Genomic DNA, 26,053 nt, shown 5'->3' with positions numbered 1-26,053 from the left:
CGGCGATCAAACACCAGCCGAAGCCGCGCGCCGCTGGGATTCACTCCGGTCGGCTACGCCTCCCTCCGCGAATCCCAGCGAGACAACCCTTAACCCAGGACTCTCAACATCCTTGGTATAGAAGTGGGGAGGACGTCAGAGCCCGCCCACGTCGGCCTAACGAAGGAAGCTAAGCGGCCACGCCTGCACCGAGGCGATGAGCAAAGCCGAGATAGCGAAATGATGAGATAGAACGGAAGGCAATGCAGGCGGGGTCCGACTTGAGCGGAGGGTTAGGCAGGGCTGTCTCATTTTTTAAAAATTGCTGCTGACAAAATTATGCCCGAAATCATCAGGTGCCCAACCACGTTAAACCAAAACAAGGACGGGTCCTTTCTTCTGTAAGCCCAACCACTACCGCGGTTCTTCGCTCGACCAATTCGAAAGTTGTAGGCAGTAAAAAGAAACCATGCCATTCCGATAGAAGCGATGGCGATTCTCTCAATCATGTAGCCTGCCTAACGAATGAAGCTAACCGGACCCGCCTGCACCGAGGCGCTGAACGGAGCCGAGAAAGCGAGAAGCTGAGAGAGAGCGGAAGGCAATGCAGGCGGGGTCCGAGTTGAGCGGAGGGTTAGGCAGGCTGGGCCTACACTATGGGAGAGTAATTTCAACACTATTGTTTCGATCAAAGTGATACCACCTGAGTGCAGGCGAATGGACATCGATCGTAGATAATTCAGTGGCCCGAACCAAACTGAACTCGTAACCATAATCACCTTCGAGTTCTCCTGCCGGCCACATGTCGACCCAGTTTGGAAAGTGGTAATAGAACTTAAAGGGGCCGATTCGTAATGTCGTATTGCCCACTTGGAACGACATCCGGCCGATGCCAACTAACGATTTCGCGTGAACCTTGCCTTTGCGGATTGAAGTGTTTGATCGTGAGAAGGAACCACTTCCATCGCCTTGAAACGTTGATTCGAATTCAGCAGATCCCCAACCCTTCTCTTCGTCGGGTTTCACTGCTGAGAACCTCAGTGCCCCGTATTGGTTTCCCTTTTTGACGAGCATAACCAATCCGGCAGGGACAGAGATTCGGCGTGGCCCGACCGTTGCCCTAATCGCCTGCCCCTCCGTGCTCTGCGCAGGGAGGAGCATTACCAGGGCACTAATGGTCAGAGTTGGGATCAAGAGACTGCCTAACGGGTGGGCTAACCGGCACCGCCTGCGCCGAGGCGCTGAACGAAGCCGGGATAGCAAAATGTTGAGAGAGAGCGGAAGACAATGCAGGCGGGGTCCGAGTTGAGCCAAGGGTTAGGCCGACGGGATAGGTTTGTTTCTGCCGATAAGACGGAAGTAGGTGGAAAGGAATTTATACGCAAATGGAATGCATGGACCGAGTGCCATCAAGTAATTTGGCTTAGGGTTCACGGCATAAGAATAGAGGCAAAACAGGCAGGCTGACAGAAAGAGCAGGCCAAAAGTTAGAGCCCAAGCCGGAAGGATGGTTCCAGGCGTGAGTGCACGGCAATTCGGGCACCATTCGGCTTTCTGCGGGAGTTGCCCAGCGCACTTGGGGCACGTGCGTTTCATTGGAGGCCTAACGAAGGAAGCTAAGCGGCCCCGCCTGCACCGAGACGATGAGCGGAGCCGAGAAAGCGGAACGAAGAGAAAGAGCGGAAGGCAATGCAGGCGGGGTCCGAGTTGAGCGAGAGGTTAGGCCGACGAGCCTAGACATACTTTTGTTCTTCGATTTCAAGTTGCGGGGGTAAGTGGCCCCATTGTTCGCGGCCACGAACAAACATGACACGCATCGTAAAACCACCTGTGTAACTTCCGCTTGGCGATTCAACCTGCCAATCCACCAATTCAGAGATTGAATGAGTATGGATGCGCTCTAACCGTCCGGTATGAGTAATCGGCGGGGTGAGGTAGCGCACACTCATCTGAGAATTTTCCAAGCCGAGCATTTCAGCCCAAAGGAATTCCTTTTCTCCAGAACTAGAAATGAATGGGACTTTGACCCGTACACCATTGTTGGGTTGGTCAACTAGGTCAAGAAACTGCGGAATGGAGGCCACAGCCTTCTGCATTGCCTCACTCATCAACGGATCGTCGGGTTCCATAAAAAGTGGTGGCAAATCGGGGCGAGAAATGCGGAAGAACCGCCACCAAATGAAGAGTGCGGTCAAACCAATCAAAGGGTAGATGAAGTGCGTCATTTGGCGGCCTAACGATGGAAGCTAACCGGCCCAACCGCGACCGGGCGATGAGAGGGGAGCGGAAATCCCAGCGCACGGGGGAGAGCGGAAGGCACGTGCGGTTGGGTCCGAGTTGAGCGCGAGGTTAGGCCGAGCCCTAAGTAGTAGTGCCCCGAATACGCGCCGCGCTTAGATTTGAGCCTGCTTGTGTGCGAGCGGAAGTTCATGCTGACGAACCCAAAGGAAAACGATGGAGTTATCGCGTGAACGTGGAGGCCGAGATGCTGAAGCGGCCTCGATGATGGCAGAAATCCATGGGCCGATGGTTGATGAGTAAGCGATAACCCTATTCTTTGAACGCTGAAGACTGAGGAACGGTGAGCCTTTGCCGCTGGAGTGAGCCAATCTGATGAAGCTGAACCAGCGCCTCACCACCCAGCAGGCAGAAAGAGAAGGGCGAACGAGGCCTAACTTTAAATTGGACGGCGGGTTTTTGTGGGTGTTGAGGCCGCCTAATCGGGGGGGAGTGAGGGTAATTGTTGAAAGAACCGCGGAGCTATGGAATGGGGGGAATTGAATAGGCAGACCGGAAAAGGGCGGATGGATGGGGGATCCTAGCGCATTCCTGACATGCGGGTGTGGGGTTTGGGAGGACCGGGGTCGGGGTCAGCGGGCGGCCTTGAAGGTGGGCTTGGTGGGGGCGTTGGCGACGGCCTGGCCGAGGTCGAAGGTGAACTGGGCCTGCTGGACCATGCCACGGAGATCCCAGGTGGGGTCGTACTCGTCGGTGACCTGGTGGTAGCGCTTGCCGTAGGCGGCGGCCTTGGCCTTCAGGGCGGCGGGATCGGCGCCCTGGTAGTCGCGGCCGCCGCCCACGGACAGGGCGGGCACGCCGGCCTGCACGAAGCTGTAGTGGTCGGAGCGGAAGTAGCCGCCGCCGGTGTCGGCGCGGGGCGGGGCGACGGTGAGGCCGGCGGCCCTGGCCACGGCGAGGCCCAGATCGCCCAGGGTGCTGCGGTTGGCGAAGGGCAGGCCGATGTCCCTGGTGGGGGCCACGAAGTTGAGGCTGTCCAGGTTGAGGTCCGCCGCGGTCTTCGCCAGGGGCCAGAGGGGGGCGGCGGCGTAGGCCTTGGAGCCCAGCAGGCCCTGCTCCTCCCCGCACACGAAGAGGAACATCTGGCTGCGCTTCGCGGGGGCGTGCCGGGCCGCCTGGGCCATGGCCAGCAGGGCCGCGCAGCCCGAGGCGTTGTCCACGGCGCCGTTGTAGATGCCGTCGCCCTCGGAGCCCGGATGGCCGTCCACGGCCGGGGCTGCGCCCCTGCCCAGGTGATCCCAGTGAGCTGAGTAGATCACCACCTCGTCCTTCAGGACCGGATCCGAGCCGGGCACCACGCCCGCCACGTTGGCCTGCTCGACGGTGCGCACGGCGCTGGCCAGGGTGCCCTTGAGGCGCAGGTCCAGGGCCACGGGCCGGAAGTCGCGGCGCAGGGCCCGGGCGCGCAGGGCATCGAGATCCTGGCCGCCCTGCTTGACCAGGGCCCGGGCGAGGGCCTCGGTGACCCAGCCTTGCAGGGGCGTGCCCTCGGGGCCCTGGGCCAGCTGGAAGCGCTCCGCGTCCCAGCCGTTGCGGACCACGGGCCAGCCGTAGCTGGCGGACGGTGTGGTGTGCACCAGCAGGATGCCGGCGGCGCCCTGGCGGGCGGCCTCCTCGAACTTGTACGTCCACCGGCCGGAGTAGCTCAGGTCGGGGCCGTCGAAGAGGCCCGGCTCCTCGGCCGTGGGCGCGGGCTCGTTCACCAGCACCAGCAGCACCTTGCCCTTGAGGTCGAGGCCCTTGAAGTCGTCCCAGCGGTCCCCGGGTGAGTGGATGCCGAAGCCCGCGAAGACCACGGGCGCGTCGAAGGCCTGCTCGGGCTTCGCGACGCCGGAGCCGTAGACGATCTCCGTCCCGAAGGCCGGGGTGGCGCAGGCCCCGCCGCCCATGAAGCTGATCGTGCTGCGGCCCGTCAGGGTCCGCAGGCCCCGGAGGGGGACGGACTGGCGGTACGAGGCGCCGTTGGCGGGCCGCAGGCCCAGGGCCTGGAGCTCCGTTTCCAGGTAGCGCACCGTCAGCTCGGCGCCGCGCTGGCCCGTGCCGCGGCCTTCCAGCAGATCGTCCGCCAGGAAGGCGAGGTGGGCGCGCAGCGGGCCCTCCTGCACGGGCGGCGGCGCCTGGGCGAGGAGGGGGATCGCGGCCAGGAGGGACGGCAGGACACGCATGGAGGCTCCGGAGGTGGCCCCCAGTTTACCTCGTAACACGGGGTTTGCTGGAAGCAGGGCCCGAAGTAGGAACGGCGGACCTCCCCAGCTCGAACTGCACGGCCCCCAGCAGGGCCACGGGGGCGGTGACGGCGCGGAGGATGCTGCGGCCCAGGCTCACGGGCTGCCAACCGGCGGCGGCCAGGGCGGCGTACTCGGCGTCCGTGATGCCACCCTCGGGGCCGCTGGTGAAGGCCAGGGGCTCCCGGCGCAGCTCCGGGTTGGCCTGGCCCGTGGCCAGCTCGTAGGCCACCCACTTCTGGGGGGCCTCCCAGGCGGCGAGGGCCGCGAGGGGGATGGGGGCGCGCAGTTCGGGGCGGCGGCTGCGGTGGCTCTGCTCGCAGGCAGACTGGATGATCCGGGTCCAGCGCTCCATGCGGGCGGCGGTCTTGGCGGGATCGAACTCGCTGCGGGCGTAGATGACCGGCTGGATCAGCGTCGTGCCCAGCTCCACCAGGGGCGCCAGCCAGTCGTCGAAGAGGCTGAGTTGCGCGGGCAGGGGCAGGCAGGCGTGGAGGGGGATGGGCGGCTCGCGGTCCTCATGGAGGGGGGCCACCAGGCGCGCCAGGGCGTGGGCCCGGTCCAGCTCCGCCAGGTCCGCCGTCCAGGGCTGGTCGCCCAGCACCAGCTCCAGGGCGTCGCCGGGCTGCAGGCGCAGGGCCCGCAGGTGCCGGGCGGCCTCGGCGCCCAGGGGCACGGCGAGGTTCTCGGCGGCAGCGGCCGGAGGATCGAGGAACAGGCGGGGGAGGCTCACGGGGAAATCATCCCATAAGGAATTCCCGGTCATCCCGCGGGGACTTCCCCCCCTCGATAAGCTGGATGTTCTGGAGGACCCTTGGTCGACGCTCTGCTGCAAGCCGCTCCCTGGTGGGCCTGGGGTGGCTTTCACGCCTTCGTGTTCCTCATGCTCACCCTGGACCTGGGCGTGTTCAACCGGAAGATCCACGCCCCCAGCATGCGGGAGGCCGCGGTCTGGAGCTCGGTCTGGATCACCCTGGCCCTCGTCTTCAATGCGCTGATCTTCCAGGCGGAGGGCGCCCAGAAGGGGCTGGAGTGGTTCACGGGCTACGTGCTGGAGAAGTCCCTCAGCGTGGACAACCTCTTCGTGTTCGTCCTGGTGTTCCAGAGCTTCCAGGTGGACCTGCGGCACCAGCACCGGGTGCTGTTCTGGGGCGTGCTGGGGGCCCTCATCATGCGGGCCGCCATGATCCTAGCCGGCACGGCCCTGCTCAACCGCTTCGAGTGGATGATGTACGTCTTCGGCGGCTTCCTCCTCTACACCGGCGTGAAGATGCTGCTGGTGAAGGGCGAGGACTCCGACCCCACGCAGAACCCCATGGTGAAGGCCTTCCGCCGCTTCGTGCCCTACGACGAGAAGGGCGGCCACGAGCACTTCTGGTCGTACAAGAACGGCCGCCGCTTCGCCACGCCCATGCTGCTGGTGCTCATCACCATCGAGGTGACGGATCTGGTCTTCGCGGTGGACTCCATCCCGGCGGTGCTGGCCGTGAGCCGCGACCCCTTCGTGGTCTACACCTCGAACATCTTCGCCATCCTGGGCCTGCGCAGCCTCTACTTCCTGCTGGCCAAGATGATGGACCGCTTCCACCGGCTGAAGACGGGGCTGGCCATGGTGCTGGCCTTCGTGGGCGTGAAGATGTGCATCGCGGACTGGGTGCACATCCCCGTGCAGTACAGCCTGCTGGTCATCGCGGCCGTGCTGGGCGGGAGCGTGATCGCCAGCCTGGCCTGGCCCCTGGAGCAGGACGGGGCCGAATGATGGAGGTCTGGCGCCACACCCTGGAGGCCGCCCCGATCTCCGGCCCCTGCGTGGTCACCCTGGGCACCTTCGACGGCGTCCATGCGGGCCACCGGGAGCTGCTGCGGATCGCCGCGGGACGGGCGCGGGCGGCGGGCCTGCGGGCCGCCGTGGTCACCTTCGATCCCCATCCCACGGTGGTGGTGGCCCCCCAGCGCCGGCCGAAACTCCTGATGACCCTGGAGCAGCGCCTGGAGGCCTTCGCGGCCGAGGGCATGGACCTGGCCTGGGTGATCCCCTTCAGCCGCCCCTTCTCGGAGCTGAGCCCCGCGGCGTTCCTCGGCGGCGTCCGGCGGGCCCTCGCGCCCGTGGAGCTCCACGTGGGGCGGGCCTTCTGTTTCGGCCGGGACCGCAGCGGCACCGTGGAGACCCTCGAGGCCTGGGGCGCGGCCCACGGCTGCGCGGTGCACACCCTGGCCCTGCGCGCCCCGGATGGCGGACGCCTCTCCAGCACCCGCATCCGCGAGGCCCTGGATCGCGGCGAGGTCGAGGCCGCCGCGGAGCTGCTGGGCCATCCCTACACGCTGACGGGCGTCGTGGTGGAGGGCGACCGGCGGGGCCGCCACCTGGGCTTCCCCACGGCGAACCTGGCCTGGGAGCAGGAGCAGCTGCCGGCCTTCGGCGTCTACGTGACCGAGGCCTGCCTCCCCCACCACCACCCGCAGCTGGAGGGCCCCCGCCTGGGGCTCACCAACGTGGGCGAGAAGCCCACCTTCGAGGGCCAGCGCCTCACGGTGGAGACCCATCTGCCGGAGTTCGAGGGCGACCTCTACGGCGCCCGGCTGCACCTGCGCTTCCTCCACCGCATCCGCGGCGAGGCGCGCTTCGCCTCCGTGGACGAGCTCCGGACCCAGATCACCCGGGACGTGGCCACCGGCAAGGCCTGGTGGGCGGCCCACCGCGGCTGAGGCGGGGTCCTAGCTGGCCGCCGCCACCCGCCAGCGGGTGAGGGGCCGCTCGGCCAGATCCCAGACCTGGAAGCCCAGGGGGAGGCGGCTCACGCCCAGACGCTTGCGGATCTGGGCCTTGGCGGCCTCCAGGCTCTCGGCCTCGACGGGGCCATACTCCATGAAGTAGCCTGAAAACTTGTATCCAAAAGCTTTACGCACTCGAGCACCCCCGGTTTCTCGACTTTCTGGACTCCTCAGTGGGATCAATTTCGCTTTTTATCCGTGTTTCGTCAAGAGGAAAAGGCGAAAATATCAAAAAAATAGAACGGAATCTTGGGAAATCGGAAGGGATCCGGTGGAGGGGGTGGAACCAAATCTGGACAGGCGGTAGTCCAACTGGACCAAGGCCTGGGTCCAGGGAGAAATTTCTCGGACCCCAATGGAGATCGTTCGAAGGATTCGGGTTGGGGAGGGCGGCGGGATTCCAGCGCTGGGGGGATCGCCTCACCCCGGCCAACCAAGAGGACACCTCTGTTCCCTGACCAAGCTACGCCCAGCGTCGGCGTGACTGATTCGCTTCCTTTGTTCGACCTCGCCGAGGTCGGAACGAGCATCCAGTTAGCAACCGTTCAGCCTGGCATTTCGCCTGTTCAGCCGTTCTGCTTGGGGGTTTGGTGGTGGGTGTGCGTTCATGGTGGCAAACCACACGCTGCTCTTTTCAATTTCCGCTTGGTTTTCCGGTCGCCTCGGTTCACAGCAGCAGAGCTGTGGGCTCGGCCTAACCTCGCGCTCAACTCGGACCCAACCGTTCATGCCTTCCGCTCTCCCGCCTTGGTTGGGGTTTCCGTCCCCCTACAACGTCCGGTTGGGGTTGGGCTGGTTGGGTTCAACCGTTAAGTGTTTCGCTCACTGTTAACCCCGGCGCATCCGCGCCATAACCTTCAAAGGAGATCCACCATGTCTGGTTGGTTTGAACTCAAGAAGGCTTCTGATGGTCAGTTCCAGTTCGTTCTTAAAGCTGGCAATTCTGAAACCATCCTCACCAGTGAACTTTACACAACCAAGCCCTCTGCTCAAAACGGCATTGCCTCGGTCCAGGCCAATTGTGGCAAGGATGATCGATACGAGAGACTCGTATCCAAGAACGGCAAACCCTATTTCAATCTCAAGGCCGCAAACCATCAAATCATTGGTACCAGCCAGCTGTACTCCTCAACCGAATCTCGTGATGCAGGCATTGTTTCTGTGAAAGCAAACGGCACTTCCACCACCATCAAGGACAACGCCTAACCTTCAGCTCAACTCGAATCCCACCTGTATTGCCTTCTACTTTCTCTCAACGTCCCGCTTTCTCGGCTCCGCTCAGCGCCTCGGTGCAGGCGGGGCCGGTTGGTTTGTTTTCGTTAGGCGCATCTCCGCAATTTTTCAAGCACCACTGTCCTGGGTATTCCTTTTCATGGAGGCCACATGAGCCTGGAGATCATCAAAATTCACGAACAAGGCAAACAGGACAGTGAGTACATAGAACTTAGGGCCGTTGAAAAGTGTGACCTGAAATACTACATTGTCTCTGACACCACCTACACATCGGAAACTTCCATTTCAAATAAACTTAGAAACATACATTGGTTTTCTGCAAAAACAGTTGAAAAGGGAGATTACATCTTTCTCAGAACATGCAAGGGGGCAAACACCTCGCATAAGAATCAAGCAGGAACCACCACTCACGTAATTTTCTGGGGCCTCGATAAACCCGTATGGAACAACACCGGTGATGCGGGAATATTGTTCACATTGAAAACATGGAATACAAAAAAAGCATAACTCTATGCAATCAACACCTGACCCTTAGCTCTACTCGGACCCCGTCTGGATTGCCCGCTGCTCTTTCTCTTCATCCCGCCTCCTCAGTCCCGATCGTAGCTTCGATACAGGCGGGGCCGGTTACCTTCATTCGTTAGGCAGTTCACCGTTTTTACACTAATACCATCAGTAAGGATGAATGTGTCGAATCAACCCAAACGTCATCACTGGTGGCCAATGGCTCAATCCCAACACTGGACTGATGCTGATGGATTGGTATTCGCCTCGCGTTCAAACGGAACTTATTTTCGTGCGAACCCTTTGAACATTGGTGTTGAGTCCGAATTGTATACACGGTTTGGCAGCGACAATAGCAAAGACACATCTATTGAGGATTGGTTTGCCAATACTATCGATTCTCCTGTAACACAGATATTCAAGCACCTTTTTGATCCATCCAACATTACGCGCCAGTCATTCGATCCTGATCCAATGAAGGCTAAATCAGCAAAGGAAATCGGGTACAAAATCAATTCTTATATTGATAAGATCAGTTTGCCATCGAATATCCGTGCTGCAATTTCTGCTTATTTAGCAGCACTATTGGTAAGGCACCCAACCTATCTTTCCAAACTAATCAATTTTCATAATGATGGTTCCAATCCCCGTGAAACAGTCAAAGACATAGCACTAGATAATATGCTTGAATTATTCGAACTCTATTATCAAAAGATTAGAAGTGCGGTTTTTATTGTGTCTCGCCGTATTGGAACATCAGAATTTTTGTACGCTGATGGCGGTATTTTGGTTGATGAACCCTGGCGCAGGGAGTTTGGTATTCCATTCGATATTCACGCCCCTCTAACACCGGACATCGCGATACAGGTTCTACCAATCCCTGACCATGGTGAACTTTCGTATGCATTCATTGCAGAGTCCACGAATCAAGGTGTATCTCGGCAAAACAAGATAATTCTTGGAGGTGCACAACGGTTTGTCTTTTCCAGGCAACCACCGCCATCAACATTTATTCAAAGACACTTTGGTGTCCCCGCACCCAAAAATATTGGTTACAGCTTCATTAATGGCCAACTCAATACAACCTACGATCCTTCACGAAAATGACATATTCAATTACCGGCTAACCTCTCGCTTAACTCGGACCTCGCCCGCATTGCCTTTGGTTCTCTCTCAACTTCTCGCTATCCCGGATCTGCCCAGTGCTTCGGTGCATGCGGGGCCGGTTAGCTGCCTTCATTGGGCACCACGGAAACTCCATAGTCCGCCGATCAGATTCGAAACTTAATCAGCCACTCAGGAGGTATGCATGTCCAAGGACTTTCTTGATATAAAAATGACTGGATTTGATGAGAAAGCATCACGCCCTGTCGAGCAAGGCTCCCCGATCTTCCGGATGCTGATTGATCTGTCCGGTGCGGCACCGTCAGAGTGGGCTCAATACTTCAATCAGAGATGGTCTCAGCACTTCTACATGAGGAAGCGCCGCGCACATGTGTCTGGGAATTCGCTAACCATTGAGTGCGTTCCAGATGAGTTGGAGAGAGACCACATTCCAGAACTGAAGAAAGTGATCGCAGAAACGAACGCCGCCTACGCAAAGTACCACGCTCAAAGACAGCAGGAGCGCGCAGAGGAAGAGGCAAAGAAGGCCTCCGACTCCGAGAAACTGGCCCAAATCAAGAAGACCATCAAATTCGACTGAGGCTGCAGCCTAACCCTCCGCTCAACTTGGCCCCCGCCCGCATTCCACGCTCTTAACTCCGTGCTATCTCTTCGTTCCAGGAGTCTATAGGAGGATGTATGACGAAAAAGGTTACGAGCCACCCTGTTGCCGCCAAGGCTTCTTCCGTCCTGAGAAGCTCTTCTACGGGGAAGGCCTCCAAAGCTGCAGCCGGTAGCGCTTTGTCTCAAGCAGACCCATCAAAGGCGACATCATCCAAGGCGGCGACAGCTGCATCCAAAACGCTACGGGATGGCCGAACGAGTGCTGCCAGTAAAAGCGCCGCCGGGTCGGCGCTATCGCAAAGATTTGGCGGGAAGAAAAAGTAAGTTCAGCCAGCCAAGCCAGGCTCGGATGCTCACCCCGCCTGAACCTTCAGCACCTGCACATTGCTACTCGGCTCTGGACCCGGCTGTGGACGGGCCTTCTCCATCGCAGCCCGCATGTTCTTCAGGTCCTGCTCGTAGTAGTACTGGGCCGTAGTCTGCTGTGAGCTATGTCGCATGATGGCCGAGACCTGAACCAGTGGGACGCCACGATTCAGGAGGTTTGTGGCCAATGAGCCCCGGAGCCGATGATGGCTCCAGTCCATGAAGCCCATCGCGGCAGCGGCCTGCTTCACCACATGGTCCGTGTATTTCTCCCCGTGGGGGGTGTCGTGGTTTTTTCTGGGGCACATGTATCGACCCATACGGGGAAGCCGGGCGAACCATTCACTCATTTCCTCGATGACCGGGAGGGTCTCAACCTTCCCACCCTTCCCTTCGACCGTGTAGGTCTGAGTCCGCTCGTCGTACCTGTCCCAGCGAAGTTCATATGCCTCGAATCGGCGCAAACCCAAGTAATGCATCGCTCTGACCATGGTCTGCTGTTGAAGGTTGGGGTACTTCAGCACCCGATTGGCCGCCTTCGTGGCCACAATGCGGGCGAGCCGGTTGTCCTTGATGTCCTCGCTCCCCTCGAAGAGGTAGTAGGAGATCTCGACCTTCTTCCCGGGCTTGGTCACCAGCAGCAGGGGAGTCCGCTTGTCAGGGGTTGCGTTGGGGGCCTTGGGCGTCAGGTCCTTCTTGGGGGTGATGGGCTGCGAAATGGCCATGATTCGGTCCTCCAGGCTGCTTGGGCGATCTACCCAAGGAGATGGGGAGGCTCTGCTCTCCCCTACCTTGATAATCACGACGCCTCGCAGTCCTGGCACGCCGCGAACTGCGGATCCCCGCGTCAAACCTATCTTTCAGGGCCTATGGTGCTGTGAACCAGGTGGGTAACCAGAGCATTGGTTGGGCGAGTATCAACCCGCGTATAACCCCGGTTGGGCCGGAATCCATACGCTCCGTGGACCAAGGTCCAGGCGAAATCGGACCGGCATCGCCCAACCCCACCCGGTCTTGGCAGATCCGGAGTCCACCAAGTATCCGGGGGCCGCGAATTGGGCCGGTGGTGGGGGTACCTAATGGTTCACTCTACCTAATTAGAACTCGGAATTTTTATTTAAAATAAGACTCAAGCGCTACCGCTTGGGAAGTGAAATGACACCGTTCGCAGGATTTGGATGTCGAATTCAGAGTTGCGGCTAGGATTTCAAAAGTTTTTGAAGTTAATCCTTCGCTGCAAGTTTTGGGGATGTTGCGTCAACAATGATGGAGCCAAGACGATGATCGTGCTGGAAACGATGCGGCCAATGTTGCGAAGAGCCTTACTCGTTGGCGCCCTAGGAATGGCGATTGGGATTTGGTCTCCAATGAGGGCTCAAGATATTTCAAGTTCGGCAGACGCCTCAGGAAGTTCCACTCCGTCTGCCAGCTACTCCATATCCATGACCCTGGGCAGCGTGGATGCAGTGTCGGGGTCTATTAACCTGTCGGTACCCCTTGGTCCGACACTACCTGGGCGGATCCCTGCTGGATTTAAATGGACCTACGACAGCATGGACCCGATGCAATCCAGGGTCGGTGGGGCATATCTTCCGGTAGTTTGGCCTGCGTCATTTGATATTTCGTACGGGATCGGAGCCAATACACGAGCCCTTGTCCTTGGAGCCAAGTACGAATTCCTCCGTGCAGCTGTCCCGACAGGCGGCATTCCTTCAGACGAGACGTTCCAGGCCTGGATGACCGCAAGAGGTGTGGATCTTGGTTCTGCTGATGCCAACGCGTACTTCACTGCCAATGGTGGCGATGACAGTGTTCCTCCCATGTTCGAGATCGTCGCCAAACAGCCAAGTGCAGACGGAACGAAGTGGTACATCCAATCGGACTGGATCGTCAAGATTCCTCATAACAGGCTCGATGGCACTTACACCACATATAAGGTCGCCAAACGCCAGGTTGTTCTGGACGGAGGCCTGGCGGTGTGGACCAAAGACGGCCTTTCGGCAGAATTCACCAACCGCTTTGGCGACCACGTGTCGTTCGTTGTGGCTTCTGATCCCGCCAATCTCCAAACAACTTATACACTTCAAGATATTTTGAATCCGGGAAATACCCTGACCATGGTCCTCAAAACGGGCTCGGCCATGTCGCCCTTTGGTTCATGGGACTTCCAGGTACAGCAGGCAAATAACTCGACCTTGACGGTGACGAATCCCTTTGGACTTCCAAAGGTGGTGATGGGTGGGCTGGCCCGCCTTGGTCAAGCATGGGTTTACCCTGGTCCCGGATTACGCGGTGCATCGTCGAATGGTGAGAGAGGATTTACTCCCACTTCCCTCACCGAGACTGCAGACAACGGCGAGGTTGCGGCCACCTCCTGGACCTGGCAAACAGAAACGTCCCAGGACTCCAAGTGCCAAGATCCTTATGACCCAACCCAATTCATTGAATGCATGTTGCCGTCTCCATGCATGTACCTGCACACGATCAATCATCCAAATGGGCTGACTGAATCGATCACCATAGGGGATGGTCTTAATCTCTCATCGGCTGCTTTTTCTGGAAGTCTTTGGGTGGGCTACCGTCCAGGCATACCCATGACCCAGATTGTGGCAAATGAAAAGCCCAATCCTACGCAAGGTTCCGCCGCGTGGCGCGTGTGCCGGACTGATGGCGTCACTGGAGAAACCTTCCTGATCGTGAGGAAAAGCCCCACCATCTCTCAGCCGGGGGGTGGAGGGCCTTACACTTGGGTTAATACAGCCCATGAGACTTGGGTTCTAAAGTACCCGACCAGTTCACCGGGCTCTACGTCTAAGTATCGAGGGGTTCACCTCATCCACCCTTCGGCCACGGCGGATATTAGACAGAACGCATCCTCTCCCCAGGCCTTCTTATTTGCCACCTCAGCCATCCTGGCCAAAGAATCCATTCACGGGGTTGGTGGACCCACGGACCTTTCCACGAGTTCTTGGGCCTTCCCACCCAATTTCGATCCCGCCTCCACCAGCTATATCCGGGATTCGGTGACGGTTTTCGACGGTTGGGATGTGCGGAGTTGGGCCAATCCCAGCGGAAGCCTAAGCGTTGCCCAACCTCTGACTGCGACCCCTCTGCGAGTTAAGACGGATACGGATAAACTTCCGAGCCGTGTTCAAATTGCAGGACTGCCAAATGTCCCGGGTGCCAGGGACGATTGGGGCCCGACCCAGACCGATGAGTACGCTCTACCTTGGTCTGGCAGCCTCAGTACCGTTGACCCAAACCAGACTGCTTCGTGGAGTGGAACTGTAAGCCTTCCCAGTTCTGGCGTGCATCGTACGGGCACCATCCAACGGAGTTGGAACTCGGCACTGTTGGCCTTGCAGATCTCCCAGGATCACAAGACCTTACAAGTCCCGAGTGGTTCTGGTGCTGCTCGGTATGTTTCAAGCGTGGATACCTCGTCCTTGGCCGTGTCCCTCAGTCCTCAGGCAAGCGCCGACTTTGGGATCACCACCAATACCTATTCCACTAGCGGGTCAACCCAAGGCCTTCTTACACAGGTATCAGCCCAGCGTGGCGGGTATACCGCCACCGAGACCAGGGATTATCAGGTAGCAGGGCCTAATGGCCTGCTACTTCCCCTAGTTGGTTCAGTGACTAAGACCCTTTCGGGGCCCAATGGGTTGGCTCCAGCGAATCTGGATGATCCCTCTGTGAAGGCCGGCACCGACTATACCTACACCAATGACAACTTTCATCGCTTGGCTTCGCAGTTCGACAAGACGACCGGAACCGGGATCACCTATGACGCATTCGACTCGTTCGGGCGGGTCACCCAAAAAACTGAGAAGCCACTGGGAATTGTGACGACCTCTAGCTATGACGACTGGGGGCGACTCCAAACTGAGACACATGCCTATGGCACGTCCAAAGCCGTGACCACGAGCTACACCTATGATCCGAACGGGCTCTGGACGAGAAAGACGGTCACCAGTGCCGAGGGTGTAGCTATGACCATCTTCACGGAACTGGATGCATTTGCTCGGGTGAAAACCATTCACACCCTTAAAGGGGGTGGTACCGAGGTGGCAACTCAGACCTTCCAGTACGACGAGTGGGGCCAGAAGAAGGCTATGAGCCCGGTGCTTAAGACTGGTGCGACTCCTTATGGGAACACCACCTATTCCTACGATGATCGTGGCCAGTTGGTTCAGACAACGGATCCAAAGGGCAATGTGCTCTCTCGGACTCCCACTGATTCCACGGGGCTTGCTTCCTACCCGGCCTGGAGGACCCAGACCGTGGATGGCGTGCCCTTAACCGGCATCTGGACGACCTTTACAGATGATCGTGGCTACAGTCGCGGCGAGGTTTATGACCTCCTCGGACAGAAGGTGGCGGTCGTAGATCAGAACGGCCACGTATCGACCTATGCCTACGACCAGGACGGCCACCTCCTTCAAACCAACCAGGGTGGGCAATTGCGGTCTTATGTTTACAACGCCATGGGGTGGATGACCCAGCGAATCGAGCCTGAGGAGGGTCTGACTTCCTATCCCGAGGTTGATCCCTACACAGGTGCGCCAAATTTCAACATATACGGGTTACCAAGAGCCGCTCAAATGAAAGGCTCTGGAACCGGTGTGGCCGTAACCATGACCACCACCCTGAACCATTTCAATCTGCTGGCTACGACCTCGAGCACCGACGGAGTTATCACCTCCTCACGTTCCTTTGGATATGACAGCCTGCATCGGCTCAGTTCGTTCACGGATGTCCAGCCGAATGGGACATTAACTGAAATCTATGGTTACGACGAGGTCTCACGCCCTACCACCAAGACTGTTTCTGATGGCATTCAGTCATTCACTGTTTCCCAAACGCTGGATAGCCTTGGGAGAGTGACGAGTTTGACTTACCCCTCGGGTGGTGGTCGCGCGCCCCAGTTGGCTGTGATCGATGGTGATGACCAAGGGCGTCCTAGTTCCATCAGATTGGACGGCAGCCTACGGGCGAGGGCGTCCTATGATCAGGTTTCTGGATCCTCTGACACGACGACAATAATTTACGGTAATGGGAACTCAACAAGCTCGACCTTGGAGAAGGGTGATCTGGTAAGGACTGATTACACAGCTCTCCCCACATCTGGGTTATTCCCCACCGGATCTGAGGCTAATGCCATGGCCTGGACGCCCGGCGGGCTAATGACGGATCGTGGGGCAGATCATTTCGACTACGATGGCTTGCAGCGGTTAGTTCACAGCAAGGTAGTAGGCATCTGGGGTGAAGTGACGGACCAGTGGTTCGCCTATGATCGGTGGGGAAATCGGGCCGCAGAGGACTGGACCTATGTAGCTTCTGGGGCGAGTCCTTCATCCAAGCCCGATGAGGTCTTAGCGTATGCGGCGACTTACGACGCTCGCAACCGCCTGACGGAATCTGTGGCCGCTCTGATTCCCGGGAGTTGGCGAGGAGGTGCTGGACAAGGCACGCAGAATGGATCCCTCCTGACTGGGGCGAGCTATGATGCATTGGGCCGGCTTTCATCAATCTTTGCAGTTCCCAATAATCAAGCACAGAAAGCTTCGAGTTGGAGTTACGACCCATCAGGTCGGGTCATCAGTGAAACCGTCGAAGGTGCGACCTCGACTTACCTTTTGGATGGGGAAGGGCTGCGCTTCAAGCGGATGAGGTCTGATGGTTCCATCCAATACACCGTGTACGGATTCAATCGGGAGCCCCTCACCGTCTTCGTGAAGACGCCAACCGTCATCACCACCGTCCAAGCCAGGACCTTGGCCGCGACCAGTACCACCAAGAAGAGGCTGAAGACCGCCCAGGCATTGATCGGCGGCGATCCTGTGGGCGCCTACATCGATGGTCCGGATGTAGGCACGACCTTGTACGTAGGCCAGGCGGTGTCCTTCACCGGAACCTCGGATTTCGGGTACTCCTTCAGTTGGACATTTGGGGATGGGACGACGGCCACCGGAGCCTTTCCCATCAAGACCTACACGACGGCAGGCACGTACACCGTGACCCTCAGGGTAGCGGCGATCTCTGGTTATATTGGCAGTTCTGCGACCCGCAGCTTCACGGTGGCCGTGGCCAAGCCGGTAATCAGCAGCTTCACCGCCACGCCCACCACCATTGCTCTGGGTGCAAGTTCCACCCTTGTGTGGTCGGTCACCGGTGCAACCAGTTTGAGCCTGGACAATGGAATCGGCAGCGCCACTGGAACCACAAACCGGGCAGTTAATCCAAGCGTATCCACCACCTTTACCCTGTCCGCCACCAATGCGGGCGGTACGGTGACGGCGATTGTGACTGTGACGGTGGTGCAGCCCCCCACCCTCACCAGCTTCTATGCGAACCCAGCCAATATCTATCAGGGGGACGGCAGCACGCTGTTCTGGACTGTCAGTGGGGCCACGAGCCTGAGCCTGGACAATGGCATCGGGGCCGTGTCGGGCAGCAGTCGGCCCGTGAGCCCGAGCGCCACTACGACCTATACACTGACTGCGACAAACACCTTAAACGGCGTCAGCGTAAGCCGGACGGCCATGGCCACGGTCTATGTAAGTCCACGGCCCACGGTGCCGAACATCGACGGTTTCACCGCGGACGCCACCACCATCGCTGCGGGCTCTGGGACGACCCTGCGCTGGAGCGTGAGCAATAGCGTGGGCGCGGTGAACGTGTTCATCACCAACGTGGGCACGGTGGCTCAAAGCGGCAGCCAGTGGATCACGCCCGCCGGCACAACCACCTACACGCTAACGGCCACCAACTCCCTGGATGCCACCAAGAGCGTATCCCGGGATGTGACGGTGAGCGTGGTCAACCGGCCCGTCATCACCTTCAGCGCCAATCCTGGTGCAGTGAACGTGGGGTCGAGCAGCACGCTCAACTGGAGCGTAACAAACAGTCCCACCTCTGTGTCCATCGACCAGGGGATCGGGGGCGTGGGGGCCAGCGGGTCGACCAGCGTGAGCCCCGGGGCGACCACCACTTACACCCTGACGGCCAGCAACCTGGCCGGGACCGTGACTGCCACAACCACGGTCAGCGTCACCCAGAAGCCCGTGATCGTGAGTTTCCAGCCGACCTCCAGCCAGATCAACCAGGGCTCAAGCACCACCCTCACCTGGACCACCCAAGGGGCGACAAGCCTCACCGTGAATGGAGCCTCAGTACCGGGAACCAGCCTCCTGGTGAGCCCCACCACCACCACGTCCTATACCCTGGTCGCGACCAACGCCGCGGGAACCGACTCCAGGACCACCACAATCACGGTGGTGATCCCGGAATCCTTCCTTTGGAACAAGACCATGATCTACGGCTTCGGCCAGGAACTGGCGGAGGAACAGGCCGGGCAGGGCACCGTGTACATCCAGTCGGACTATGTGGGCAGCCCAAGCATATTGTCCGATGCCACGGGCAGGGTGATCGGACGGCAGAAGGCTCTCCCCTTCGGGGAACGGTACGGCCAGAGCGGGACCAAATCCATCCGGCGTTACACCAACCACGAAGACCAGGACGGAAGCCCGGTTTACATGCAGGCCCGGATGTACCTCCCAACCTATGGGAAGTTCGCCCAGGTGGATCCTGCCTACGACCAGGTCAAGGACGATCCCGAAACCTGGAACCTCTACAACTACGTCACCAACAACCCGGTGACACATACCGATCCGGACGGTCGGGAAGCGAGTCAGACGTCAACCGGATCGCCAGGGGATGCTTCGACAAACAACAAGACGATAGTGGCAGGACCTGATCAGGTCGTTATCACCGCTCACGATCCTAATACCGGGCAAAAGGTCGTGATCGTTATGACGCAAGCGCAATATAAGGCTGCCGGAAGCCCTGGTGTTGGTGGGACAGTCGCTCCTGGTGCAGGTGTAGTTGCGGCACCGGTAGGGACAAGCCAGGCGGCGAATAACCAGATGCCCTCCACGAAGACAGGTGGCGGCGCGCAAACAAAAGTTGAATATGCAAAAGAGGTTCCGAAGGAGGTAAAAGCCGCACTAGAAGCCATCGCTGGATATCTCAATGATGGAACAACATGGAAGTCGGTGGGGGGGATGAGGACCCCGGCTCAAAACAAAGCTACTAAGGGGGCAAAAGGCTCCGACCATGTTGCGCTTAAAGAAGAAGAAGGAAAGAAAGGTGCTGAAGACGGTCATTGGATGAAAGATGGGAAAAATGTCGATAAAGCCGTTTATGAAAAAATAAAAACGGATGGTCTATATTTGGGTGACGGCATTCAAGCGATTTTTCACCCAGGAAATTCAGCACACCTTGAACACTTCCATCTAGGTTTTAGTGATAAACGATCTGATACTGTATATACCAAAGAAACAGGACCAAATAAATATACGCCAGAAAAACGGCTGATAACAATTTTGGGAGAAGAAAATGATTAACATGAGGCATTTTGTCGCCCTGATTGTTGTTTTGTGGTGTTCAATTGGAGGTGCGGGCGTTTCAAACTTTCCATATTCACCACTAAATGCTCATCACAAAAATATATACTTGTATTGGGATTGCGATGGAACAAAGGGGCATGCTCGCATGGTTGTTTCTATGAATGCCGTGAAGCAGTCGCTGCATGGTGAAAATATAGTCAGACAACTTAATGTGGCGTGGACTGTCGATGGAAGCTCGCTTTCAGATAATCCAATTGAGTACTTTGAATGCGTTGATGGTTTGATATGGACAGATAAACAAGTTAAGACCAATAATCAAGGCGATCTGATTTCTGATTCGCCTTTTCTCAAACACCCAAGCTCCATTGAATTAATAGGATCTGGGAATACCTGGATGTTAGGCAAGAAAAATTTGGGGAAATGGAAGACATATAAAATCAAAGAATATACTGGAATTTATTCAATTATTACTCTATCCGAGACAGAGGGTTTGCTTTGTGAAGAGGAATTTAATTCAACAGGCATTTTGTTGAATTCATTAAAGTTGATAAAACAAGGTGGCGGTAGATCTAAATAGATAGTCCGCGCAAACAGTTGAGGCAGTGCAAGCAGCGCCAGGTACTACGGCCCCAGCAGGGGGAACAACCACAGTGGCAGCGCAGAATATGGCCGTTCCCGGAACCCTGTACGCGACCGAGGATGCGATGGGGAAGGCCGGAATACGTCACCTGGCCGACATGAGAGACAACTATGGTGCGAATGTCGGGGGGCAAGAGTATGTGATGGCGACGTACTCCGTAACCGCTGGTGGTGTAACCCAGTACGGGTTCACCGCTGCGACAACCGACGGCGCGGGTAAATCAGCCACCGTCCCAGTTGGCTCTGTACCTGCGGGAGCCACATGGGTTGGCACCATTCATAACCATCCAAACAGTAATGCGATGAAAACAAAGTCTGATATTCCATCGACTGGAGACCTTCGAACCACATTTACTCCAGGCGCTTCTGGGCCTCGCGGGTCTGGATATGTTTGGGATGCGACGAGAGGGTCCGCTTTTAAATTCACGGTGAGGCCCGGTGTAGACCCATACACCATCAGATCGGCAGAGCCACCGCGAAGCGCTTACATCAAGGAGTCGATCTCATGGTGAGACTTATCAACCCTTTGGCTAACTTGATCCTTTGTGGGTCTCTGTATTCTGCGGCTCAGGACTATCCAAAGAATGAGGCCCACTCATCACCAACGCGCCGGATTGTCTCTGTGGATGGAAAGGCATCTTACGGTTCCGAAAAATGGTTCAGCAGCTATCACAAACCAGAGTTGGGAACTATCGCATCGCCCGAAGGTGGGTGGCTCAATAGGGCTCATATCTTAGGCGTTGATTGCGAGTTCGCGTTTCAATGGATAGGAATGGAATCCTTTGTGGAAGCGAAGGGTATCCACGATTGGATGAAGTTCCCAAAGTGGAGCCGTGTCTCTGTAGGTAAAGAAAAGTTCGATGGGTTCGTTGTCTACAGTGTTGGTAGAGGAGATTTGTCAAACCGTGTTTCCGACCACATCTATGTTGCATGTGATGATCAAAGTCGAGTCGTTATTATCCGACTAATCACGCTTAATCATTTGAAGGGGAGGTCAAGAATTGATCTGGTTCAAAATCTACTTGGACTAGTGGGCGGCAATTTCAAAGCTTCATCAGTGGAATTGAGCAAAGTTGGGAAAAGCATCAATGCGTCAAAGTTTGTCGTAGCCAGGGATGTTCCGACCACCATGGCAGAAGCCACTCAAAGATTGATTAAGGTCTTAACCCCTGTAGAACGAGACCACCTTTTGAAAAATATTCAAGATGAGCCAGACCTTTTGGATCATTGGCCAACGGTTGATGGAGAAGTGAACAGGCTGCATTGGATGACGATCTATTGGGGACTCAATGACCCTTCATCGCCACTAAGGCGGGATATCGGTAAGCCCAAGGGCCTGAGCAATGCTGACTACCTTCTCGAAGTATTAAAGCGCGTGGAGAAATTGCTGCGAGAGAAACCCTAATCTAATTTTCGGCGCTATCTGCTGGTGTTTGAGAGAAGACCTCCCCACAGTGCGGCAGTTCAAGAAAAGGGCCTGGCGGCCCTTTTCTGTTGTTCCTTCCCTGCCGTGTGTCCCGGCCATGAGCCCCCCCGTGGGCACGGGGGCTCATGGCCGGGCGCAAGTGACCCGCTTGTTTCGTACAGTCTTTGGCGTTGGAGTGGGTCGAGGGCCTGCACGGACAGCCCGCGATCCGGGAGCGTGCCAGGCGCATTACCTGGCGCGATACCGGAGGAATGGGCCAGTTCGGTATCGCTTGACAGTAGGAAATCCTCTAAGGAGGGACTTAATCCGTGGAACCAAATCTGGCAAAGGTTTGTTAACCCCAACCATTTGATGCAGCACCGTATCCCATGAAGTAGCCGCTGAACTTGTAGCCGAAACTGCGAAAAGAGGTCCGCATGGGGGCTCCATCTGTCCCGTTCATACGATATTCGTCTTTTTTTCGTTCAAGTCAAGGGTAAAGGCGAAAAAAGTCTGAATGAGATTGGCTGAAGCCCCTCCAGCTTGCCGCAGAGGATCGGACGGCGGCTGTCCAATCAGCCGGAGGTCAGCGGAGCCAAAGCTCCACGCGGGCCTGAAAGGGCGGGGCCAGGGGGCGGGGCAGCGGCCGGAGGACCACGCGGCCCTCGCCGCAGTCGTCGTCACGGTAGGACCGGACGTAGCCGGAGTAAGCGCCGGGGTAGCAGCCGTCGTCACGGTCGCGGCGCTCCCAGCGGTCGCCGTCCCAGCGGCGGTAGGTATCGCGGCAGGCGTCCCGTTCGACCACCACCCAGCGGGGGCGACGGTGCCAGGGGCTGTGGGCGGAGAGGGGGAAGGCGGCGAGGGTCGCGAGGGCGAGCAGGGCCAGACGGCGCATGGGACCTCCTTGCGGGAGCGGGGTGAGTCACCCCGCATGGAGGCCATCTCACGAGCTGTGCCAGATCCGGAGGTGAAGTCATCAGGGCGGTTGGCTGTGGAAGGGACTGGGAGCGCCGCGCGAAATGCAACATTGGAGGCCACCGGCGTGGCAGGCGACGACGTGGTCAGCGGTCCCGCCGGTCCCCCACCACCACGGCCGGCACCCCCGCGACGATGGCCCAGTCGGGCACATCCTTCGTCACCACGGCGCCCATGGCCACCACGGCGTGGTCGCCGACGGTGAGGCCGTCCGTGATGCCGGCATTGGCGCCGATCCATACATCGCGCCCGATGCGAATGCCCCGGGAGCGCACGGGCTGGTCCTTGATGGCGCGGTCCGGTTTCAGGCCGTGGTCGAAGGCGTAGAGGGCCGCACCGCTGGCGATGCGGGTGCCGTCGCCGATGGTGAGGCCCTTGCGCCCGCCGTCGAGGCGGGCGCCGGCGTTCACGCTGACGTCATCGCCCAGGGTGAGGGGCCCGTGGAGGAAGGCCTGGGCGGCGATGGCACAGCGGTCGCCCAGCACCACGCCCCGGCCCGGCTCGCCGAAGATGGCCGCGTCCGGCGCGATGAAGCAGCCCGTCCCGAGCGTCACGGTCTCCTGGGCCACGAGGCGAGCCTGCACCTCCGCCTGCCAGGCCTCGGCCCAAGCGCGGTGACGCGGCTTGAGGGCGAAGTAGAGCCAGGGCATCCAGGCCAGGCGGCGCTGGTGCTGCTCTCTCAGGGCATCGAGGTCGCGCATGGGGGGAGTGTACAGGCTGTAGACTTCCCGCATGCCCACCCTCGGCCCCCTGCCCACCCTGTCGTTTGCCCTCGGTGTGGCGACGTCGCTGTTCTCGGTGCTGAACCCCATCAGCGCGGCGGCGATCTTCGCCAGCGCCACCGCGGGGATGGAGGCGCCGGCCCTGCGCCGCAGCGCGAAGAAGGCGGCGCTCACGGCGGGCGCCGCCATGCTGGCCTTCGCCCTGGTGGGCCAGTTCATGTTCAGCCTCTTCGGCTTCACGGCCCTGGCCATGCGCTTCGTGGGGGGCGTGCTGGTGCTCTACCGGGCCATCGCCATGCTCTACGGCGAGGACCCCCGCGAGCGCAGCACCGAGGACGAGAAGGCCGAGGCCAGCCGCAAGCTGCCCGAGGACTTCGCCATCATCCCCTTCGGCATCCCGCTGGTGGCGGGCCCGGGCACGCTCTCCACGGTGATGGGCATGATCGCGGGGATCAGCTGGCTGGAGTACGGCGTGGTGCTCCTCGCCATCCTCCTGAACACCTGGATCGTCTACCTGTTCCTGCGCAAGGCCCCGGTGGTGTTCGCCCGCCTGGGCGCCATCGGCACCAAGGTGGTGAACAAGCTCATGGGCCTCATCCTCGCGGCCGTGGCCATGCAGTTCCTCATCAACGGCGTGAAGGCCCTCTACGTCGAGATGCGCGAGACGCCGCCGGCGGCCATCGTCGCGACGAAGTAGCTACTTCAGCGCCGCTTCGAGGGCGGCCTTCAGCTCGGCGCTGTCGGGGGCCACCTTGCTGGGGAAGGCGGCGATCACCTGCCCGTCCTTGCCCACGAGGTACTTGTGGAAGTTCCAGGCGGGCTCGCCGTGCTTGGCGGTGAGGAACTGGTAGACGGTCGCCTGCTTCGCGCCCTTCACATCCAGCTTCTCGAAGAGGGGGAAGGTCACGCCGTAGTTCGCCTGGCAGAACGACTCGATCTGGGCGGCGGAGCCGGGCTCCTGGGCGCCGAACTGGTTGCAGGGGAAGCCGAGGATCACCAGGCCGCGGTCCTTGTACTCGGTGTAGAGCTTCTGCAGCCCCGCGTACTGGGGCGTGAAGCCGCACTCGCTGGCCACGTTCACGGCCAGCACCACCTTGCCCTTGTAGACGCCCAGGGACTGGGGCTTGCCGGCCAGCGTGTGGAGGGTGATCTCGTGCAGGGACATGGGGACCTTCCTTTCGGTGGCGGGGAGGGAGAGGCCGGTGAACAGGGCCAAGGTCGGGACAAGGATCGAGGCGAGGCGCATGGGGCTCCAGGGGGACGCTGCCTTGGATGCCCACCCGGGCGCGATCGTGCCAGACCGGTAGAAAAACGAGCGAGGGTATGCGGTCTTGGGCGGGATTTGCGCTAGCCTCTTGAGCAACCGGACATGTCCATGCCCGACCCCAGCCCGAAGCCAGCGCCGCCCCCGAAAGCCGCCACCGCCGGTGCCGCGAAGGTCGCCCTGGGGTACGCGCTCCTCTCTGCGCTGTGGATCCTGCTCTCCGACCGCCTGGTCCAGGCCCTGGCGCCGGACCCCGCCTGGATGACCACCCTGAGCATCCTCAAGGGCTGGGCCTTCGTGGCCGTCACCGCCACCCTGCTGTTCGTCATGGTGAAGCGCCTCGTGGCCGGCGTGGCCAGCCGCGAGGCCCAGCTGCGGACCCTGCTCCACGCCATCCCCGACATGGTGTGGCTGAAGGATCCCGAGGGCGTCTACCTGGCCTGCAACCCGGCCTTCGAGCGCTTCTTCGGCGCGCCGGAGCTGGAGATCCTGGGCCGGACCGACTACGACTTCCTGCCGAGGGGCGAGGCGGACTTCTTCCGCCAGAAGGACCGCGAGGCCACGGCCGCCGGGGGCCCCCGGGTGAACGAGGAGTGGATCACCCTGGCGGATGGCGGCGCCCGCATCCTCCTCGAGACCCTGAAGACCCCCATGCTGGACCAGTCCGGCAGGTTCGTCGGCGTGCTGGGCATCGCGCGGGACATCACGGAGCAGGACAGCCACTCGCGGGAGCGGGCGAAGCTCCAGGCCCAGCTCTATGAGGCGCAGAAGCTGGAGTCCCTGGGCCGCTTCGCCGGCGGGGTGGCCCACGACTACAACAACATGCTGAGCGTGATCCTCTCGAACGCGGATCTGGCGCTCTTCCAGCTGGCGGAGGGCCGCCCCGAGCGGAAATACCTGGAGGAGATCGTCAAGGCCGCCCGGCACTCGGCGGATCTCACCTCCCGCATGCTGGGCTTCGCCCGCCGCCAGCCGATGGTGCCGAAGGCGGTGGACCTCAACCAGACCGTGGCGGACCTCCTGCCGGTCCTGGGGCGGTTGGCGGGCGGGTCCATCGAGCTCGTCTGGAGCCCCGGCGGGGGCCTGTGGACGGCCTGGGTGGACCCCACCCAGCTGGAGCAGGTGCTGACGAACCTGGTGGTCAATGCCCGGGACGCGATCCCGGGTTCCGGCCGGATCACCCTGGAAACGGCCAACTGGACCCTCCGCGATCGGGACTGCGGGGCCTGGATCGACGCGGAGCCCGGCCAGTACGTGGGAATCCAGGTGTCGGACACCGGGAGCGGCATGGCCCCCGAGGTGGCCGCCCAGATCTTCGAGCCCTTCTTCACCACCAAGCCCTCGGGCCGCGGCACCGGGCTGGGGCTGGCCATGGTCCACGGCATCGTCCGCCAGCACCGGGGGACCCTGCAGCTGGACACGGCCCCCGGCCGGGGGACCACCTTCCGCATCCTGCTCCCCCGGGCCGGGGCCGGAGTGCCCGCGGAGGCACCCCACTAGATAAGGGCGGGATCCGGCTATGCTGGCCTCAA

20 protein-coding genes are annotated in these 26,053 nt (G+C 59.6%); 11 read left to right on the top strand and 9 right to left on the bottom strand.

All coding sequences use genetic code 11. From position 1 onward, the window contains the following. Positions 1 to 633: 633 nt before the first annotated feature. The 4 genes from QSJ30_RS10805 to QSJ30_RS10790 all read right to left on the bottom strand — a co-directional run bounded on the left by QSJ30_RS10805 (position 634) and on the right by QSJ30_RS10790 (position 5,235). A complete protein-coding gene (locus tag QSJ30_RS10805) occupies positions 634 to 1,053 on the bottom strand; it encodes a hypothetical protein (protein ID WP_285609091.1) in 420 nt (139 codons plus the stop codon). Between the two features lie 659 nt (positions 1,054 to 1,712). After that, a complete protein-coding gene (locus QSJ30_RS10800) occupies positions 1,713 to 2,204 on the bottom strand; it encodes a DUF2314 domain-containing protein (RefSeq protein ID WP_285609090.1) in 492 nt (163 codons plus the stop codon). A 645-nt stretch (positions 2,205 to 2,849) separates the two neighbouring features. Beyond that, positions 2,850 to 4,442 carry a M28 family peptidase gene (locus QSJ30_RS10795; RefSeq protein WP_285609088.1) on the bottom strand — a complete coding sequence of 531 codons (1,593 nt, stop codon included), beginning with the start codon at positions 4,440 to 4,442 and terminating at the stop codon, positions 2,850 to 2,852. A gap of 25 nt (positions 4,443 to 4,467) precedes the next feature. Next, positions 4,468 to 5,235, bottom strand: a complete 768-nt coding sequence (locus QSJ30_RS10790; RefSeq protein ID WP_285609087.1) for an RsmE family RNA methyltransferase — start codon at positions 5,233 to 5,235, stop codon at positions 4,468 to 4,470. A gap of 81 nt (positions 5,236 to 5,316) precedes the next feature. On the opposite strand from QSJ30_RS10790, the gene QSJ30_RS10785 reads away from it, so the two are divergent. Beyond that, positions 5,317 to 6,261, top strand: coding sequence for a TerC family protein (locus QSJ30_RS10785; protein ID WP_285609085.1), 945 nt, complete (start codon positions 5,317 to 5,319; stop codon positions 6,259 to 6,261). Beyond that, positions 6,258 to 7,208 carry a bifunctional riboflavin kinase/FAD synthetase gene (locus QSJ30_RS10780; protein WP_285609083.1) on the top strand — a complete coding sequence of 317 codons (951 nt, stop codon included), beginning with the start codon at positions 6,258 to 6,260 and terminating at the stop codon, positions 7,206 to 7,208. The genes QSJ30_RS10785 and QSJ30_RS10780 overlap by 4 nt, the downstream gene beginning before the upstream one ends. Before the next feature lie 9 nt (positions 7,209 to 7,217). Here QSJ30_RS10780 and QSJ30_RS10775 read toward each other — a convergent pair whose 3' ends face one another. Next, positions 7,218 to 7,370: a hypothetical protein gene (locus QSJ30_RS10775; RefSeq protein ID WP_285609081.1), complete on the bottom strand. Its 153-nt coding sequence runs from the start codon at positions 7,368 to 7,370 to the stop codon at positions 7,218 to 7,220. Between the two features lie 777 nt (positions 7,371 to 8,147). Here QSJ30_RS10775 and QSJ30_RS10770 point away from each other — a divergent pair. The 4 genes from QSJ30_RS10770 (at position 8,148) to QSJ30_RS10755 (ending at position 10,716) form a co-directional block, all read left to right on the top strand. Beyond that, positions 8,148 to 8,480, top strand: a complete 333-nt coding sequence (locus tag QSJ30_RS10770; protein WP_285609079.1) for a YegP family protein — start codon at positions 8,148 to 8,150, stop codon at positions 8,478 to 8,480. 177 nt (positions 8,481 to 8,657) lie between these two features. Beyond that, the gene (locus QSJ30_RS10765) at positions 8,658 to 9,014 is read left to right on the top strand and encodes a hypothetical protein (protein ID WP_285609077.1); all 357 of its coding nucleotides are present in this window, start codon (positions 8,658 to 8,660) and stop codon (positions 9,012 to 9,014) included. 180 nt (positions 9,015 to 9,194) lie between these two features. Beyond that, positions 9,195 to 10,118, top strand: a complete 924-nt coding sequence (locus tag QSJ30_RS10760) for a DUF4238 domain-containing protein (protein ID WP_285609075.1) — start codon at positions 9,195 to 9,197, stop codon at positions 10,116 to 10,118. A gap of 202 nt (positions 10,119 to 10,320) precedes the next feature. Continuing rightward, positions 10,321 to 10,716, top strand: a complete 396-nt coding sequence (locus QSJ30_RS10755) for a hypothetical protein (RefSeq protein WP_285609073.1) — start codon at positions 10,321 to 10,323, stop codon at positions 10,714 to 10,716. Positions 10,717 to 11,092: 376 nt separating this feature from the next. Here the strand turns inward: QSJ30_RS10755 and QSJ30_RS10750 are convergent, their stop codons facing one another. Then, a complete protein-coding gene (locus QSJ30_RS10750) occupies positions 11,093 to 11,830 on the bottom strand; it encodes a tyrosine-type recombinase/integrase (protein WP_285609071.1) in 738 nt (245 codons plus the stop codon). Between the two features lie 453 nt (positions 11,831 to 12,283). On the opposite strand from QSJ30_RS10750, the gene QSJ30_RS10745 reads away from it, so the two are divergent. From QSJ30_RS10745 to QSJ30_RS10735, 3 genes are all read left to right on the top strand, one after another. Continuing rightward, positions 12,284 to 19,513, top strand: a complete 7,230-nt coding sequence (locus tag QSJ30_RS10745) for an RHS repeat-associated core domain-containing protein (protein ID WP_285609069.1) — start codon at positions 12,284 to 12,286, stop codon at positions 19,511 to 19,513. Beyond that, positions 19,506 to 20,093 carry a hypothetical protein gene (locus QSJ30_RS10740; RefSeq protein WP_285609068.1) on the top strand — a complete coding sequence of 196 codons (588 nt, stop codon included), beginning with the start codon at positions 19,506 to 19,508 and terminating at the stop codon, positions 20,091 to 20,093. The genes QSJ30_RS10745 and QSJ30_RS10740 overlap by 8 nt, the downstream gene beginning before the upstream one ends. Positions 20,094 to 20,660: 567 nt before the next feature. Then, on the top strand, positions 20,661 to 21,560 hold the full coding sequence (locus tag QSJ30_RS10735) for a hypothetical protein (protein WP_285609066.1): 900 nt from the start codon (positions 20,661 to 20,663) through the stop codon (positions 21,558 to 21,560). Positions 21,561 to 22,146: 586 nt separating this feature from the next. On the opposite strand, the gene QSJ30_RS10730 is transcribed toward QSJ30_RS10735, so the two are convergent. Both QSJ30_RS10730 and QSJ30_RS10725 read right to left on the bottom strand, forming a co-directional pair. Next, positions 22,147 to 22,455: a hypothetical protein gene (locus QSJ30_RS10730; protein ID WP_285609064.1), complete on the bottom strand. Its 309-nt coding sequence runs from the start codon at positions 22,453 to 22,455 to the stop codon at positions 22,147 to 22,149. 166 nt (positions 22,456 to 22,621) lie between these two features. Next, a complete protein-coding gene (locus tag QSJ30_RS10725; protein WP_420798783.1) occupies positions 22,622 to 23,236 on the bottom strand; it encodes an acyltransferase in 615 nt (204 codons plus the stop codon). A 31-nt stretch (positions 23,237 to 23,267) separates the two neighbouring features. On the opposite strand from QSJ30_RS10725, the gene QSJ30_RS10720 reads away from it, so the two are divergent. Further along, entirely contained in the window at positions 23,268 to 23,954 is a 687-nt protein-coding gene (locus QSJ30_RS10720; RefSeq protein ID WP_285609062.1) for a MarC family protein, read from the top strand. On the opposite strand, the gene QSJ30_RS10715 is transcribed toward QSJ30_RS10720, so the two are convergent. Continuing rightward, positions 23,955 to 24,503, bottom strand: coding sequence for a glutathione peroxidase (locus QSJ30_RS10715; protein WP_285609060.1), 549 nt, complete (start codon positions 24,501 to 24,503; stop codon positions 23,955 to 23,957). A gap of 129 nt (positions 24,504 to 24,632) precedes the next feature. Between QSJ30_RS10715 and QSJ30_RS10710 the strand changes: the two genes are divergently transcribed. After that, the gene (locus QSJ30_RS10710) at positions 24,633 to 26,021 is read left to right on the top strand and encodes a two-component system sensor histidine kinase NtrB (protein ID WP_285609058.1); all 1,389 of its coding nucleotides are present in this window, start codon (positions 24,633 to 24,635) and stop codon (positions 26,019 to 26,021) included. Positions 26,022 to 26,053: the final 32 nt, after the last annotated feature.

Origin of the sequence: Geothrix edaphica, assembly GCF_030268045.1 — a bacterium.
In the GTDB taxonomy this organism is placed as follows: Bacteria; Acidobacteriota; Holophagae; order Holophagales; family Holophagaceae; genus Geothrix; species Geothrix edaphica.
The sequence above is the reverse complement of the archived record's forward strand: the minus strand, read 5'-3'. Positions and strand labels throughout refer to the sequence as shown.